12 protein-coding genes, 1 rRNA gene and 1 other annotated feature are annotated in these 15,937 nt (G+C 49.6%); of the genes, 7 read left to right on the forward strand and 6 right to left on the reverse strand.

Translation table 11 applies throughout. The features are described 5' to 3' along the window. From CAG64_RS06755 to rluD, 4 genes are all read right to left on the reverse strand, one after another. Window positions 1-63 (reverse strand): 16S ribosomal RNA (locus CAG64_RS06755); the annotation flags it as partial. 488 nt (window positions 64-551) lie between these two features. Next, window positions 552-3,128 (reverse strand): ATP-dependent chaperone ClpB, encoded by a 2,577-nt coding sequence (clpB, locus tag CAG64_RS06760; RefSeq protein WP_161488537.1) that lies wholly within the window; start codon window positions 3,126-3,128, stop codon window positions 552-554. Window positions 3,129-3,270: 142 nt separating this feature from the next. After that, a complete protein-coding gene (gene pgeF / locus CAG64_RS06765) occupies window positions 3,271-3,999 on the reverse strand; it encodes a peptidoglycan editing factor PgeF (protein ID WP_161488536.1) in 729 nt (242 codons plus the stop codon). Between the two features lie 2 nt (window positions 4,000-4,001). Then, on the reverse strand, window positions 4,002-4,979 hold the full coding sequence (gene rluD, locus CAG64_RS06770) for a 23S rRNA pseudouridine(1911/1915/1917) synthase RluD (protein ID WP_161488535.1): 978 nt from the start codon (window positions 4,977-4,979) through the stop codon (window positions 4,002-4,004). Between the two features lie 136 nt (window positions 4,980-5,115). On the opposite strand from rluD, the gene bamD reads away from it, so the two are divergent. The 7 genes from bamD (at window position 5,116) to yjjX (ending at window position 13,500) form a co-directional block, all read left to right on the forward strand. Next, a complete protein-coding gene (gene bamD / locus CAG64_RS06775; protein WP_161488534.1) occupies window positions 5,116-5,841 on the forward strand; it encodes an outer membrane protein assembly factor BamD in 726 nt (241 codons plus the stop codon). Window positions 5,842-5,956: 115 nt separating this feature from the next. Continuing rightward, a complete protein-coding gene (locus tag CAG64_RS06780; RefSeq protein ID WP_161488533.1) occupies window positions 5,957-7,375 on the forward strand; it encodes a lytic transglycosylase F in 1,419 nt (472 codons plus the stop codon). A gap of 320 nt (window positions 7,376-7,695) precedes the next feature. Beyond that, the gene (gene hpf, locus CAG64_RS06785) at window positions 7,696-8,022 is read left to right on the forward strand and encodes a ribosome hibernation-promoting factor, HPF/YfiA family (protein ID WP_161488532.1); all 327 of its coding nucleotides are present in this window, start codon (window positions 7,696-7,698) and stop codon (window positions 8,020-8,022) included. A gap of 110 nt (window positions 8,023-8,132) precedes the next feature. After that, window positions 8,133-8,251, forward strand: a sequence feature (Phe leader region). An 11-nt stretch (window positions 8,252-8,262) separates the two neighbouring features. After that, window positions 8,263-9,441, forward strand: coding sequence for a prephenate dehydratase (pheA, locus tag CAG64_RS06790; RefSeq protein ID WP_161488531.1), 1,179 nt, complete (start codon window positions 8,263-8,265; stop codon window positions 9,439-9,441). Between the two features lie 175 nt (window positions 9,442-9,616). Continuing rightward, window positions 9,617-10,660 (forward strand): polyamine ABC transporter substrate-binding protein, encoded by a 1,044-nt coding sequence (locus CAG64_RS06795; protein ID WP_161453061.1) that lies wholly within the window; start codon window positions 9,617-9,619, stop codon window positions 10,658-10,660. After that, the gene (locus CAG64_RS06800) at window positions 10,644-13,001 is read left to right on the forward strand and encodes a putative bifunctional diguanylate cyclase/phosphodiesterase (RefSeq protein WP_161453063.1); all 2,358 of its coding nucleotides are present in this window, start codon (window positions 10,644-10,646) and stop codon (window positions 12,999-13,001) included. Before CAG64_RS06795 ends, CAG64_RS06800 begins: the two co-directional genes overlap by 17 nt. Continuing rightward, window positions 12,967-13,500, forward strand: a complete 534-nt coding sequence (yjjX, locus tag CAG64_RS06805; RefSeq protein WP_021705607.1) for an inosine/xanthosine triphosphatase — start codon at window positions 12,967-12,969, stop codon at window positions 13,498-13,500. Before CAG64_RS06800 ends, yjjX begins: the two co-directional genes overlap by 35 nt. Window positions 13,501-13,538: 38 nt before the next feature. Here the strand turns inward: yjjX and trpR are convergent, their stop codons facing one another. After that, complete coding sequence (gene trpR, locus CAG64_RS06810) at window positions 13,539-13,838, reverse strand: trp operon repressor (protein ID WP_021705608.1); 300 nt, start codon at window positions 13,836-13,838, stop codon at window positions 13,539-13,541. A 58-nt stretch (window positions 13,839-13,896) separates the two neighbouring features. After that, window positions 13,897-15,846, reverse strand: a complete 1,950-nt coding sequence (gene sltY / locus CAG64_RS06815; protein ID WP_161447654.1) for a murein transglycosylase — start codon at window positions 15,844-15,846, stop codon at window positions 13,897-13,899. Window positions 15,847-15,937: the final 91 nt, after the last annotated feature.

Here is a 15,937-nt window from a genome sequence, read left to right on the forward strand (position 1 = left end):
GACTTGCATGTGTTAGGCCTGCCGCCAGCGTTCAATCTGAGCCATGATCAAACTCTTCAATTTAAGATTTTGTCGGCTCAATGAATACTGAACATTACATATAGTAATGTTTGAATTGACTGTGCTGAGTCCGAAGACTCAATGGTCACTTCGTATCATTGAAACCTTAGTTGATGTCGAAACATCAATTTGGATTATCATCAACGAGTGCCCACACAGATTGATAGGTTTATATTGTTAAAGAGCTGTTGTTTTTCGCTTTCGCTCAAAACGGACGGCCATTTTAGCGAGATAACTTTAGGTGTCAAACACTTTTTTCGTTATTTCTTCGAAAGTTAATCACTTAACTTTCAGACCGATTTGCTGCCTGCTGATTCAGCCGGTTTCCCGTGGCAACGGAGGCGCATTATAGGTACTTTAGAAATGAACACAATAGAGAAAATAAAAAAAACACGACTTTTCTGTTCGTTCGTTTACGAAATAGCCACAACGAAGAAAAATCCGACAAAAAAGGGGCTTGGCAGCCCCTTTTATTTTCCAAGTTGTCGTATTTAGTCCTGATGCGCGATGATCTGGTCGTTACTGACAATCAGTTTAACTTTCTTATCCGGTACCACTTCTCCGGCAAGAATCGCTTTGGCCAACGGGTTTTCAACACTTTGTTGAATCGCACGTTTCAAAGGACGAGCACCGAATACCGGATCAAAACCGACTTGCGCTATCAGCTCAAGCGCTTTCTCAGAGATCTCCAGCTCAAAGCCGCGCTCTTCCATACGTTTTGCTAAACGCTGCAGCTGAATCTTAGCAATCGACTTAATATGTTCTTGGCCAAGTGGATGGAATACGACCGTTTCATCAACCCGGTTCAGGAACTCAGGACGGAAATGTTTACTGACTACTTCCATCACCTGCTCTTTGATACCTTGATAATCAAGTGTGGCAAAGTTTTCCTGAATACGTGACGACCCCAAGTTAGAGGTCATGATCACTACCGTATTACGAAAGTCCACCGTGCGACCCTGCCCATCAGTTAGACGGCCATCATCCAGTACCTGCAACAAAATATTGAAGACATCCGGATGGGCTTTTTCAACTTCGTCCAGCAAAATCACCGAATAGGGTTTGCGGCGTACCGCTTCAGTCAGGTATCCCCCTTCTTCATATCCAACGTAGCCTGGAGGCGCACCGACCAAACGCGCCACCGAGTGTTTCTCCATGAACTCAGACATGTCGATACGAACCATGGCGTCTTCGCTGTCAAACATAAAGGAAGCCAGCGTTTTACATAACTCGGTTTTCCCCACGCCTGTTGGCCCCAAGAACAAGAACGAACCGATCGGACGATTAGGATCCGACAATCCTGCACGGCTTCTGCGAATCGCATTCGACACCACTTCGACCGCTTCTTTCTGGCCAATGACACGCTTATGCAGTACCTCCTCCATGCACAGCAGTTTTTCTTTTTCTGCTTCGAGCATTTTTGAGACCGGAATACCGGTTTGTTTAGAGAGGACTTCAGCGATTTCATTGTCCGTGACTTTATTACGTAATAAGGTCATTTCCTGCATTTCGGCCTGGGTAGCCAAATCCAGCTGTTTTTCCAATTCAGGAATTCGGCCATACTGCAACTCGGACATACGAGTCAGATCCCCCGCCCGGCGAGCAAACTCCATGTCCATACGCGCTTGTTCCAACTCAGATTTAATGTGCTGCGTCCCAGACAGTGAAGCCTTTTCAGCATTCCAGACTTCTTCAAGCTCGGCGTATTCACGCTCTTTTTCTTCCAACTCCTGATTGAGGATCTGCAACCGCTTTTCACTCGCTTCATCATGCTCATTACTCAGAGCCTGCTGCTCAATCTTAAGCTGGATCATCTTGCGTTCAAGTTTGTCCAGAGACTCAGGTTTGGAATCCATTTGCATTCGGATGCTGGAAGCCGCCTCATCGATCAAGTCAATCGCTTTATCCGGTAATTGGCGATCCGAAATATAACGGTGCGACAGTGCCGCCGCCGCGACGATCGCCGGGTCGGTAATTTCAACATGATGATGCAGCTCATAACGCTCTTTCAAACCCCGCAAAATGGCCACGGTATCTTCAACGCTCGGCTCATCCACCAGCACTTTTTGAAAACGTCGCTCCAGTGCCGGATCTTTCTCAATGTACTGACGATATTCATCCAACGTTGTGGCGCCCACGCAATGCAACTCACCTCGGGCCAGCGCCGGCTTTAACATGTTACCGGCATCCATAGAGCCTTCACCTTTACCGGCGCCAACCATGGTATGGATTTCATCGATAAAGAGGATGACGTTCCCCTCTTCTTTCGCCAGCTCATTCAGCACCGATTTAAGCCGCTCTTCAAACTCGCCGCGATATTTGGCCCCAGCGATCAGCGCGCCCATATCCAACGATAAGACCCGTTTATTACGCAGCCCTTCCGGCACTTCATTGTTGATGATACGTTGTGCCAGCCCCTCGACAATCGCGGTTTTACCGACACCGGGCTCACCGATGATCACCGGATTGTTTTTGGTACGGCGCTGCAGCACCTGAATGGTACGGCGAATTTCATCGTCTCGGCCAATCACGGGATCGAGCTTGCCCTGTTCGGCCCGCTCCGTCAGATCAATGGTGAATTTCTCCAGCGCCTGACGCAATTCCTCAGCATTAGGATCGTTGACAGTCTGACCACCACGAATGTTATCAATCGCTTCGCTGACTTTTTTCTCGGTCAAACCGAGCTCTTTGAGCAGGCTGCCGAGCGGTCCGCGGTCTTCCAGTGCTGCGAGGAGGAAAATTTCGGATGAGATGTAGGCATCTTTACGCTTTTGAGCCACTTTGTCACACAAGTTAAACAAAGTGCCCATCGCACTCGACAACTGAACATCTCCGCCAATGCCACTGACTTTGGGTAGACGATCTAAAATTTCGCTCAGCTTTGAGCGTAAGTGCGTGACATCAACATTCAGTATGGTGAGCAGCGGTCGAATTGGGCTACCATTTTGATCCAGTAACGCCACCATCAGGTGCACCGGCTCAATGTATTGATGATCGCGCCCCAACGCTAACGACTGAGCATCGGAAATAGCAATTTGAAACTTACTTGTGAATCTATCTAGACGCATATCAACCTTCTTAATCTCAACTGAGATATGTTTCTCTAACAGTTGCAAAGATGGTTGCGCATCGAGCGAAATTCAAGGGGAAGCGACACTAAGATTGATTTATCTCAGCTTTGCTTGTGATGAAGATTCGAAAGAGAGATGGCTACTCTTCAATCCAGATAAACGTCGCCTGGCGTCCGGTGATCCCATCGCGGCGGTAGGAATAAAAACGCTGCGGATCCTCAACTGTACACAGCCCGGATTGATAAACCTGACTGACGCCGGCTTTATTGAGACGCTGAGTGGCCAGCATGGCCATGTCCGCCAGCCATTTTCCGGCCTGCTCACGTGGCGTGAAAGCTTCTGCCGCCAGCGGGTCAAACGCCGTGAATGCCTCCAGAACATCCTGACCGACTTCAAACTCGCGAGGACCAATCGCCGGCCCAAGCCACGCCATGACTTCGCTATCAAACTCTGCCAATGCATTTTCAACGATACCACCAGCCAGGCCACGCCACCCTGCATGCACCGCAGCTACCTGAGTGCCTTCTCTATTGGTCAATAAAATTGGCAGACAGTCGGCGGTCATCGCAGAACAGACAACATTCCGTTGGCGGGTAAATGCGCCATCGGCATCTTGAGTTTTACTGGTCGGAGCCAACAGTTCAATCACCCGGCTAGAATGAATCTGATTGAGCCACACAGGCAACGAGGGCATTGCCGCCTGAGCGGCCAGTAACTGACGGTTTTTCTCAACCACAATCCAGTCATCCCCGACATGAACGCCCAGATTCAGGCCTTCATAAGGAGCACGAGAGTAGCCACCCTGGCGGGTAGACGCACATGCTTTAACTTTGGCCGGAGCTGGCCAGTCAGGGATGATCAGTTCCATGATTAATACTCGTCTTCCAGACCGTGCAGTTGCGTATCTTCGCGCAGAGCATCAGTAATAGCCACCATATCAGCAGGCACCGGCGCGTGAAACTCCAGCTCTTCTCCTGTGACGGGGTGTTCAAACCTTAACATCGCAGCATGCAACGCCTGGCGATCAAAACCGCGAATCATGTCCACTAACGTATCGGACGCCCCTGATGGAATACGTGCACGGCCACCGTATGCGGTATCGCCCAGCAACGGATGTTGCAGGTAAGACATATGCACCCGGATCTGGTGTGTACGACCGGTTTCCAGACGCAGACGAATGCGGGTATGTTCACGGAAATGTTCCGCCACCCGGTAATGCGTCACCGCCGGTTTCCCCATCGGGTTGACGGCCATCAAGGTTCGCTTGGTAGAGTGGCGGCCAATCGGTTTGTCCACTTTTCCGCCTGCGGTCATGCGGCCAATCGCAATCGCTTCGTATTCACGAGTGATGTGACGCTTTTGCAGCGCGCGAACCAGACGAGTCTGCGCCGGTACGGTTTTCGCGACTACCATTAAACCTGTGGTGTCTTTATCCAGACGATGGACAATGCCCGCTCGCGGTACTTCGGCGATCTCCGGATAGTGGAACAACAACGCGTTCAGAACCGTGCCGTCAGGCGTGCCCGCTCCCGGGTGCACCACGAAGTCCCGAGGCTTATTGATCACGATGATGTCGTCATCTTCGTACACAATATCCAGCGGGATATCCTGCGCTTCCCAGCGCTCTTCGTCTTCCAGTTCGGCCTGAACAGTAATTACTTCACCGCCCATCACCTTCACGCGAGGTTTCGTCACCACGCTGCCATCGACCATGATTTTGCCGTCCAGTAACCACTCTTTAAGGCGAGAACGCGAAAAATCACTGAATAATTCAGCGACAGCCTGGTCAAGACGCTGACCCAATTGACTGTCTTTTACTGTGTTTGTTAATTCAATCTGCTGAGCCATATCGAACTTTTTTAAAAACTGTGAGACTAATGCTCACTACTATGGAAAAATACACTATTGCGTCATTGTATCTGTTACTGGTAAGAAAGTAACGGAAGCTGAAGAAATATTTAAATTCAAGGAATCGACTCCTGACATGAAACACCACACTTTATCTGGCCTGTTAGCGTTATCACTTTTAGTCGGCTGTTCAAGTAGCGAGCAGGTTGTTCCGGATGTTCCACCTTCTGAACTGTATTCAGACGCACAATCTTCTCTGCAGAGCGGCAACTGGCAGACTGCGATTGAAAAGCTGGAAGCTCTTGATTCGCGTTACCCATTTGGTGCCTATTCAGAGCAGGTTCAGCTCGACCTGATTTACGCTTACTACAAAAATGATGATCTGGCACTGGGTCTGGCAACCATCGAACGTTTCATGCGTCTGAACCCAACACACGCCAAAACCGACTGGGTACTGTACATGCGCGGTCTGACGCACATGGCTCAGGATCGTAACTTTATGCACGATCTGTTTAACATTGATCGCAGTGACCGCGATCCAGAGCCGGTCAAAGCCGCCTTCATTGACTTTAAGAAACTGCTGCAACGTTACCCGAGCAGCCCATACGCCGAAGACGCGCACAAACGCATGATCGCATTGAAAAACCGCCTGGCTGAATATGACTTAGCCACCGCAGACTTCTACCTGCGCCGTGAAGCATGGATCGCCGCGATCAATCGTGCGCAAGAGCTGCAAAAAGCTTATCCAGATACTGAAGCGGCACGTAAATCACTGAAAATTCAGCGCGATGCCTATAAGGAACTGGGATTAAAAGACGCCGTCCAGCGGACCGAAGCGTTGATGAAGCTCAACCCAATCTAAGCAAACTCACGCAAGACAAAACCACTTTATCTGAAGTGGTTTTTTGTTCCTGATGGCACAACGCCCGTGCAGAAACTAAGCTTTAACTCAATAAGCATCAGAAGGAACAGATGTTATGCGAGAGATAATCGCTTTGCTGTTGTGCTGCCTCTCTCTCAACGGATTTTCATTGGAACTGTCGCCGCTGCGTCAACTGCCCTATACCGGTGATTTGGATATCATGCGGCAAAAAGGCGTGATCCGGGTACTGGTCTCCGCCGATCTGGGGTTTTATTACGTGGAAGCCGGTCAACCTAAAGGCATCATCGCCGAATTACTCAGCCACTTCGAAACCCAGCTCAAACAACACCATAAAGGCCTGCGAGTACAGGTGATTCCGGTGCCACGCGATGACCTGCTGTCCTCTTTGGAACAAGGTTTGGGGGACATCGCCGCGGCCAACATCACCATCACAAATAGTCGCGCCGACCACCTTGACTTCACCGACCCACTATTGAGTGATGTTCGGGAATTACTGGTCACCAATGCTGCTCAGCCTGACATCACCCACGTCAAACAGCTCAGTGGCCTTGAGGTCTGGGTGCGTGCCAGTTCCAGTTATGCGGAAAGCCTGCAACGCGTGAATCATCAACTGACAACGGCCAATCTTGAACCACTTCGCATTCAGTTCGTTGACGAAGTGCTGGAGGATTACGATCTGCTGGAAATGCTTGAACAAGGGCACATTGGGATGACGGTGATGGACGAACACAAGACCCAAATTTGGCTCGATGTGATGCCGCACATCCGGGTACATCGTCAGTTGCCACTGCGCGAAAACGGTCAGATAGCCTGGGCTCTGCGCCAGCACAGCCCCAAACTCAAACAGGAGCTGAACACGTTCATTAACACCGCCCGCTCCGGCACACTGCTGGGCAATGTAATCTTTGGCAAGTATCTCGACAGTACCCGCTGGCTGGATAAAGCCCTGAACCCGGCAGCGATCCAAAAGTTGGACACCTTAACCACCCTCTTTCAGCGTTACGCCAAGCAATATCAGTTTGATTATTTGATGATGTCGGCTCAGGGCTTTCAGGAATCCGGGTTGGATCAGAGTAAAGTCTCCTCGCAAGGCGCTGTTGGCATTATGCAGGTCCTGCCGACAACCGCCCGGGAGCCGTATGTGAATATTCCTGATATCTATAAAACAGAAAACAATATTCATGCGGGCATCAAGTACATGCGCTTCATTAAAGACCGTTACTTTAACGATGACGCCATCAGCTATGACAACAAAGTCTATTTTGCTTTAGCGGCCTACAACGCCGGTCCGGCCAATATTCGTCGAATGCGCGAGCTGGCGGTAAAACACGGTTACAATCCGAATGTTTGGTTTCGCCACGTAGAACTGATGGCCCGCCGCAACATTGGCAGCCAGCCCGTGGTGTATGTGTCTAACGTCAACCGATACTATGTCGTCTATAAACAGCTGTCGAAAATTCGTCGTGAACGTGAAGCGACAGCAGCCAAAATCGACCAGAAAACGGCTCAGTGAAGATACGTGACGTTGGAGAGAAGAAAAGTGTGACTAGGTTCTCAGTACAGTGATGGTGAGAATTTCATCACCACTTTGTTTCAGGCCGAAAAACATCCCTAAAAACTGAATATTTTTAGCCTACTACCTCTCCCAATCTAGCGTGTTTTTTCATATGTACAAGCTTTTTATGCGAACAACGCCTGCACTCTTTGCGAAAGATCACATTTGATTCTGATGGCCAAAACCAGCCAACAAAACATGATTTATATCACGTTTTATGCACACCAAACAGGTAATCTGAACTCAACCCATGAGGGATGCAACAGAGGAAAACATCTATGAAAGTAAACATCACTGGCAAAAACATCGAAATCACCTCTGCTATCCGTACTCACATTGAGAGTAAATTTAAAAAACTGGAAAAATGGCAAGTCGACGTCATTGGCTGTCAGGCAACGTTCAGCGAGCAGCCGAACAAACAGATGAAGTTTGAAGCGATCATCACCATACCGAAGGGTCAGCTTGTGGCTTCCGCCATTCATGAAGATTTATACGCTGCCGTCAATGAGGCCGAACAGAAACTGGAACGACAGCTCAACAAACTACGTCACAAACCCGAAGCTCGCCGAGCCGAAAAACCTGAGCCGGAAGAAGAGATCGAATAGTTGACAGGAGACAAGAAATAGCGCCGAAAGGCGCTATTTTTTTGCTTGACGCCCTATGTCCGCTTGCTTATTGTGTTTACAGTTCTTTTAACCCCAGACACGAATATGCGCCTGACCTCACTGTTCTTTTTTGACTTCTTTTTTCTCCACTGAAGCTGGAGGCCTGCTCGTTCGCGGAAGATAAGTCAAAAACGAACAGAAAGCCTCCCAAACGGGAGGCTTTTTTATAAGGAAAATTTTATGACTGATAAGCACTACTCACTTGATGAAATCCGACTGCGTCTCAATGAACTTGATGACCAGTTGCTTAACCTGTTGTCTGAACGCCGTCAGATGAGTATTGAAGTAGCGAAAAGCAAAGTGGAGACGTCCAAACCCGTGCGTGATGCGGAGCGTGAGCAGCAGCTATTAGTCAAACTGATCAATAACGGTAAAGACAAGTATCAGCTTGACGCACCGTACATCACTAAAATTTTCCACACCATCATCGAAGACTCCGTTCTGCTGCAACAGGCTTACCTGCAAAATCTTGCCAACCCACAGCAAAGCCGCAAACCTCTCGCCAGAGTGGCCTTTCTGGGCGCCAAAGGTTCTTATTCACATTTGGCCAGTCGTGAGTACTTCAGCCGCAAGAACACAGAGTTAATCGAGCTCAACTGCGATCGCTTTAAGGAAGTGACCACGACTGTTGAATCGGGGCATGCCGACTATGGCGTCCTGCCGATCGAAAACACCAGCTCCGGTTCAATCAATGAAGTATATGATTTGTTGCAGCACACGACACTGTACATCGTCGGCGAACTGACGCTGCCGATTGAGCATTGCCTGCTGGCCACCAAAGACATTCGCCTGGAACACATCAAAACGCTGTATTCACACCCTCAGCCACATCAGCAATGCAGCGAGTTTCTTAGTCGCCTGGACGGTGTCACGCTGGAGTCGTGTGCCAGTACCGCAGACGCAATGCAAAAGGTCAAAGAGCTGAATCGCGATGACATCGCCGCTATCGGTAATGCCTCCAGCGGCAAACTGTATGGGCTGCAGCCCATACAAGGCAACGTCGCTAACCAGACCGAAAACCACACCCGCTTCATCGTGGTGGCACGTAAGCCAGTTGAAGTCTCGACGCAGATCCCAGCCAAAACCACATTGATCATGTCTACGTCACAACAGGCGGGTTCTCTGGTTGAAACTCTGTTGGTTCTGCAACGTTACGGCATCAATATGACCAAGCTGGAATCGCGCCCGATCATGGGTAACCCGTGGGAAGAGATGTTTTACGTGGATCTTGAAGCACACCTGGACTCAGACGGTATGCAACAGGCATTGGCGGAACTGACGAAAATAACCAAGCATTTGAAAGTACTAGGATGTTACCCAATCGAAAACGTCAAACCGACTCAGGTTCAGCTTCAATAAGTTTAACTTAGTCATAGAATTCCCCATTCATTGCTGACACTTATCCATATAACTTTTACCATCAGGCTTACTTGGTTGCATATTGGATAAGTGCTCAGCTTTTTGTACAAAAGTACAGCTCTTTCATTCTGATAGGCGGTTTACCTAACACTTAAGATAGGCCCTACCTACCCGTATGAAGTTAAAATACGTCTTGTTATTCCCGGCTCTGCTGAGCCCGTTCGCAGCTGCTCAAACGCAAAACCTCAACATGTACCTGTGGGAAGACACTTTGTCTCAGCGGGTCATCGACCAGTGGCAACAAGAACATAAAGCGACATTAACCACCTCGCACTTTGACAACGACGACGAGCGCAGTCTGTTGATGCTAAAAGGGGTGCAGCTTCCATTCGATATTGTGGTGCTCGATAATGTCTCGGCGCAAATTTATGCCCGTCAGGGTTCGTTTATTGATCTGTCAGACATACCAAACCGTCAGCACAACGCATCCATCTGGAATCAGGCTTGCGGTACTCACGCGGTGCCTTATTTCTGGGGCACCGTCGGCTACGTATACCGCAAAGATAAAGTCACCAAACCGCCTCAGACCTGGCAAGAGTTCATGCACCCACCGGCCTCGCTCACTCAACACATCGGGATGATCACCGACAGTGTCGAAACCCTGTTACCCAGCCTTTACGCACAGGGGGCATCGCCCTTCACCGGCAGTGAAGACAAACTCAAACAGGCTTACGAGGATTTGAAACCGTTCAATCATAACGTGTTGACTTACGAATACGTGCTCAGTTATGTGCGAAGCCACCAAAGTGCAGAAGAACTACACATGGCACTCGCCTACAGTGGTGACCACTATTCGCTGAATCGTTCTTTCTCGGGTGATAAATGGGCGTTCGCCCGGCCACAAGGTCAGGCATTCATCTGGGTAGACTGCCTGGCCGTCAGCAACCACTCACAAAATAAATCGTTGGCAAAGTCTTTTATAAACTTTTTGCTAGATCCCAACATTGCTGCAAAAAATGCAATTGATATCAGGGCTGCGACGCCAAATTTAAGCGCATTGAAACTACTTCCAGACTATTATGTTAATGATACATCATTGTTTTTGTCGCAAGATCAAATTGACCACGGACTCATCGATGCTGAGCTGTCAAATTCAAACATAGGCCTAAGAGCCAAAATAATAAACAGTATAATTAAACGTCATGAAGCTAAATACTAGGATACTGCTACTGGTTGCTCCGGTTATCCTGCTCAGTGCAGCAGTATCAGGTTACACTATTTACAACGGCCAGAGAGATGCGCTGATCAAGCTGGAAGACAGCTACCTTCAGCTCAACATGGAAAAGCTGGCCGGTCACTTTCGGCAGTCGGTTTCTTTGCTGAACAGTTATTCGTTTACCCTGACCAAGAGTGACATCATTCGCCATTATGTGGCCAACAGCGATAACCCCTATCGCCAGTTTGAACTGATCGAAAATCTGCAAGACACCATCGCCAATCTTCAGGCCTCTCAGCAATCCTTTACCGGCATCGCCATTCTGGATGATAAAAAACATCCCCAGTATTACGCCGACAACAGCAATGAGCCGTTCGCCAAACTCGATCCGTCTATTCTTGAATACGTTGAACAGACATACGACGCCACCAGCCACACTTCTCACATCGGCTACACCCAAAATGGACAGGGTGACGGCGTATTGGTCCGCTATGATGTCCTCGACAAACGCACCTTGTCGTCGCCACTGAGCTACAACAAGAACGAGCTTTTTTTTGTGGTTGTATCGGTGTCACTCGATGCATTCAACCGGCTGCGTAATCAAATTGAGTTCGATAATCAGAGCAGCATTTTCTTCACACCTGAGCCGCTGGCACAAGCCGGCACGCAAACACATACCGTCAAACTGCTGAACGATTTCTACGCCACGCTGGACCCGGCTCATTATCTGATCCGCAACAAACTCAACAAAGTCAGCCAGAACCTGGCAATCGCGTTCGGCCTGTCATCCATTACCACGGTGCTGCTGTTGTTGTTTCTGCTGTATCGTCATGTTATCCGCCCTATCAGCACTCTGGAACGCCAGTTACGGGAAGTGGAAGGTCACAAACGCAAGAACATTGAACGACTGCACAGCAATGACGAAATCGGCCGTCTGTCATCGCGCTTTTATGATATGTATCAGGAGCTGGATTCCACCTATCAGAAGACCAAAGTGCTAGCCGAAAATGATCATCTGACGCAACTGGCCAACCGCCATCAGTTTCAGGCGTACGCAGAACGCGCTCTGGCCAACCAGTTTCAGAACCGTTATGTCTGGGTGTTGTATATTGATCTGGATAACTTCAAGTATGTGAATGACAAATACGGTCATCAGGTCGGCGACTCTCTGCTGGTCAGTTTCGCGAAACACATCACGGCACTGTGTGAGCAATTCCAGAGTAAATACCCGGTCAAGTGTCTGGCATCCCGCCTGTCCGGTGATGAATTTGCTGTGTTCATCTCTACGCCTCGGGCACATCAGGTTGAACATGTTGCCGAAGAGTTTGCCGCCCAGGTGATTGAGCCCATCGCCAGTGGCAAACGGTCACTGCTGAAAAACTTCCCCATTACCGCCAGTATCGGCATTGCCACATATCCTAAAGACGGCAAAGAAGTCGCTAAGCTGTTATCCAATGCCGATACGGCCATGTACCAGGCTAAGAAAGCCGGTAAAAACCAGATTGCTTACTACTCGGAAGATCTGGCCCGTGCTGGTCAGCGTCGTACTCAAATTGAACGCGCGCTGCGCAGTGGCCGTTTTGATGATGAGTTCTATCTGGTCTACCAACCCTATTTTAAGCATAACGGTGCCCAAATTGCCGGGGTGGAAGCACTGCTGCGCTGGGAGTCCGAGCAGCTTGGCAGCATTCCTCCCAGTGAGTTCATCCCAATTGCCGAGCAGATTGGTCTGTTCGGTGCCATCGACCGCTGGGTGATCAGCGCTGCATTTAAAGACTTCCATGACTTGCAGGCCATGTTTCGTGAAGCCATCAACCTGTCGATCAACCTCTCGTCTGCCGAACTCGATTCACTGCAACTGGCGAACTTTATTCACCACGAAGCTCAGCATTATAACGTGGAACCCAACCTAATTGATTTTGAAATCACCGAAACCTTTGCAGCCGACTCGCAAAGTTTTCCTCTGTTACACGAACTGTCTCTGTTAGGATACAAGCTGGCGATCGATGATTTCGGGTCCGGTTACACGTCCATCAAACAGCTGGTGCAGTACCCGGTACAGAAAATCAAACTGGATCGTTTCTTCCTTGAAACCCTGCTTGCGACCAATAACAAGAAAGTCATCAAACCTCTGGTTGAATTGTGTCAGTCCCAGGCAATGCAAGTCACCGCAGAAGGGATCGAAACGGAAGAGATGCGCCAGTGGCTGTCTGAGTACAACTGCGATTACATGCAAGGTTTCTTGTTTGGTGAACCCATGCCACTCAGCCAGTTGCGCCAGTGGAGTGAACACAACCAAGGAACCTCAGATGTTAATCAAGAAAGTCATCGTAGCTTCGCTTAATCCAGCTAAAATCAATGCGGTAAAAAGTGCCTTTGCCAGCGCCTTCGGCCAACAAGCCTTTGAGTTTGTCGGCGTCAGTGTGCCGAGCGAAGTGGCCGACCAACCGATGACCGATGAAGAAACCCGTGCCGGTGCGCTCAATCGAGTGCGCAACGCCAAACAGATCATTGACGACGGCGATTACTACGTCGGCCTGGAAGCGGGGATTGAAGGTGGTGTAACGTTCGCCTGGATGGTGATTGAATCGCCGACGCAGCGTGGCGAATCTCGCTCAGCCAGCCTGATGTTGCCGCCGAAAGTGCTGGAAAAACTCGCTCAGGCAAATGAACTAGGTGATGTCATGGACGAAGTGTTTGGCACTGACAACATTAAGCAAAAAGGCGGCGCGATCGGTTTGCTGACTCAGCACCAGCTCACCCGAAGCTCGGTCTATCATCAGGCTTTAATCTTGGCTCTGATCCCATTCACAAACCCGGAACACTTTCCCGCCAACTTATAACGCACAAAAAACGCCAGTATTCACTGGCGTTTTTTGTTTCAGTCTTGCTTGAGAATCAGTCGGGCAATCTGCCGTCGCTCAGTGTCCGATTTGGCCTTCAGTTCGTTGGACCCACGGGTAATGGTGGCGATCCCCACTCCCAACATCTGACTGATCTGGCGCTGTGATTTCTCACCTTTGAGTAGCTCAGAGACTATATTCAGCCTCGCCACCAAAGCTTCACGCTCATCCGGTGTCATCATCATGGTCAATAACAGCGTATGTTGGTCGTCGGCGGCCGCGTCTTTGACTAAATCCATCAGCTGTTGCCAGTCAGTGTAATCGGGTTCTAACGACATAGGCTCACTCTACAATAATTCAACGCCACTATTGTAGAGCTTTCGCCGCTCAATGGAATCAATATTTTGTACGCAGCTCGCCCGGTTTGAGGAAATCACCGGCTCCGCCAGTCAAGTCGCGGTAATAGGTTTCAAACATCAAAATGTTCTGCACATAGCCACGGGTTTCACGAAACGGAATGATTTCAATAAACGCGAATGCATCCAGCTCACCGGCACTGCGCTGACGCCATTGCTTGACCCTGCCCGGTCCGGCATTGTAGGCAGCGAACGCAAAAATCCGGTTGTTGTCGTACTGCTCCAACAGCCCATTGAGATAAGTACTGCCGATTTCAATATTTTTGCTGACATTGTACAACTCGTCCGCACCGGCATAACTGAGCTGGTATTTCTTCGCCGTGTGTTTGGCGGTAGCCGGCATGATTTGCATGATGCCACGCGCTCCAACCGGTGAGCGGGCCTCTGAGTCGAGTGCACTCTCCTGCCGCGCCACCGACATTAAGGTGATCGGATCGATATTGTGCTTCTTGCCATAAAAGTTAAACCACCACTGATGAGCGAGCGGGAAACGCAGCTTCATGTTGTTCCACATTTTGGCAGAGATAGAACCGGTCACGGTCAAGTGGTGCCAGTGCTGACTGGCGGCGTACGCGGTTAACATCTCTTTTTCAGCCTGAGTCGAACGATACAGCAACCAGCGCCATTCGCTTTTGGCGGCGGCAATTTTATCGCGAGCTATCAACTCCTGGATACGTGCCAGAGCCGCTTGATAAGGCGCCACCGCTTGACGATCAAGTGTCACGTTCGTGACTGGATATTCAAACGGCTTGCCAAGTTGTTTGGACGCCGCCGCGCTGTAGAAGTCGCGTTTACCGAGCAGCTTTTCCAAGGTTGCTGTGCCCTGCTCTTTTTTCCCCAGAGCAATGTCTGTACGTCCTTGCCAGTACTGCCAACGCATATCCTGTTTGAGCGATTCTGGTAAAACGGTAATCCAACTTTGCACCGCCTTCCAGTCAGCCTCCTGAATAGAGAGACGAATGCGTCGCTCAATCAAATCCCCATTCTGCGAACTGCGGACCATTTTATCCCGCCACGCCGCAGCGATTGATGAATCCGTATTCATCAGTCGCAGTGCTATGAAATCCGCCATCTCCTGACGCTGTTCTGCGCTGAATTTCTGCGTGGTCATCACCGACTCATAGGCACGCTGAGCCGCTTCCGGGTCGCGGCGGGCCCACTGTTCCAGAGAGCGTTTCACTAACCGGCGGTTATGTTCACTGGCGCTGTGTGATGCGGCGTAGCTTTGCACCGACTGTGGTTTCGCCAGCAAATCCTGCATGGCTTTCGCGGTTTGTTTGGCGTCGTTGCCTTTGAGTTGTTTTTGCAGATAACTCAGTAACGCGCTGTTACGATTATCGAATGCCAGCCGCATTCGCTGCATCACTAACTCGTCCGTTTTGTAGCCTGCTTTATCCCAGACACTGAACAGTGGATCACACGCATCAGACACACTGTGTCCATTGAGCCACATCTGTTTAGCGCCATCAAACGCTTCCTGCTTTTTGCCCGTTTTGTATTTGGCGTAATAGTAATAGCACTGATAAGTTTCACCAGACGGAAGCTGTGGCTGGAAAGTTAAGAACGTCTGCCATTGCTGCTGACGGGCAAGTGCCGCCAGGTACGGAGCACTGACTCGTGCCGAGAAAGGAAACTCCTTGTGTTCAGCGATAAAACTTGTCACCTCACTCGGACTCTTGTCACCAAGATCAATCAAAAAGGTCCGGTAATCGACGTACGGGGTCAGTGGATAATCGGCAATTTTGTAACGCATCCGTTGATACGCATCGACCTCTTTAGCGTCCAGAAGCGTCTGCGCCTGATCGTAAAGTTTACGTTGGGTTTCCAGTGCTTTATCAGAGTTTGCCCACGCGGTACCGCTGGCCAGTGATGCGATCACCACCACCGACGAAAGAATGCTTTGCGGTTTTGAAAAACTCGTTCGCGTCATGCGCCTCTCATCCTATAGTTTATTCAGTTTAATAACGCCTCTCATTACCCTAATTCTAGGGAAAAATGTAAAGCATTCGGATGTAAATTAG

This window comes from Vibrio sp. V38_P2S17PM301 (genome assembly GCF_009904845.1).
Classification (GTDB): Bacteria; Pseudomonadota; Gammaproteobacteria; order Enterobacterales; family Vibrionaceae; genus Vibrio; species Vibrio proteolyticus.

What these genes read in the sequence shown, in the direction of transcription:
- clpB (WP_161488537.1), bottom strand. Translation starts at nt 3,128, where the DNA reads ATGCGTCTAGATAGATTCACAAGTAAGTTTCAAATTGCTATTTCCGAT.
- pgeF (WP_161488536.1), bottom strand. Translation starts at nt 3,999, where the DNA reads ATGGAACTGATCATCCCTGACTGGCCAGCTCCGGCCAAAGTTAAAGCA.
- rluD (WP_161488535.1), bottom strand. Translation starts at nt 4,979, where the DNA reads ATGGCTCAGCAGATTGAATTAACAAACACAGTAAAAGACAGTCAATTG.
- bamD (WP_161488534.1), top strand. Translation starts at nt 5,116, where the DNA reads ATGAAACACCACACTTTATCTGGCCTGTTAGCGTTATCACTTTTAGTC.
- CAG64_RS06780 (WP_161488533.1), top strand. Translation starts at nt 5,957, where the DNA reads ATGCGAGAGATAATCGCTTTGCTGTTGTGCTGCCTCTCTCTCAACGGA.
- hpf (WP_161488532.1), top strand. Translation starts at nt 7,696, where the DNA reads ATGAAAGTAAACATCACTGGCAAAAACATCGAAATCACCTCTGCTATC.
- pheA (WP_161488531.1), top strand. Translation starts at nt 8,263, where the DNA reads ATGACTGATAAGCACTACTCACTTGATGAAATCCGACTGCGTCTCAAT.
- CAG64_RS06795 (WP_161453061.1), top strand. Translation starts at nt 9,617, where the DNA reads ATGAAGTTAAAATACGTCTTGTTATTCCCGGCTCTGCTGAGCCCGTTC.
- CAG64_RS06800 (WP_161453063.1), top strand. Translation starts at nt 10,644, where the DNA reads ATGAAGCTAAATACTAGGATACTGCTACTGGTTGCTCCGGTTATCCTG.
- yjjX (WP_021705607.1), top strand. Translation starts at nt 12,967, where the DNA reads ATGTTAATCAAGAAAGTCATCGTAGCTTCGCTTAATCCAGCTAAAATC.
- trpR (WP_021705608.1), bottom strand. Translation starts at nt 13,838, where the DNA reads ATGTCGTTAGAACCCGATTACACTGACTGGCAACAGCTGATGGATTTA.
- sltY (WP_161447654.1), bottom strand. Translation starts at nt 15,846, where the DNA reads ATGACGCGAACGAGTTTTTCAAAACCGCAAAGCATTCTTTCGTCGGTG.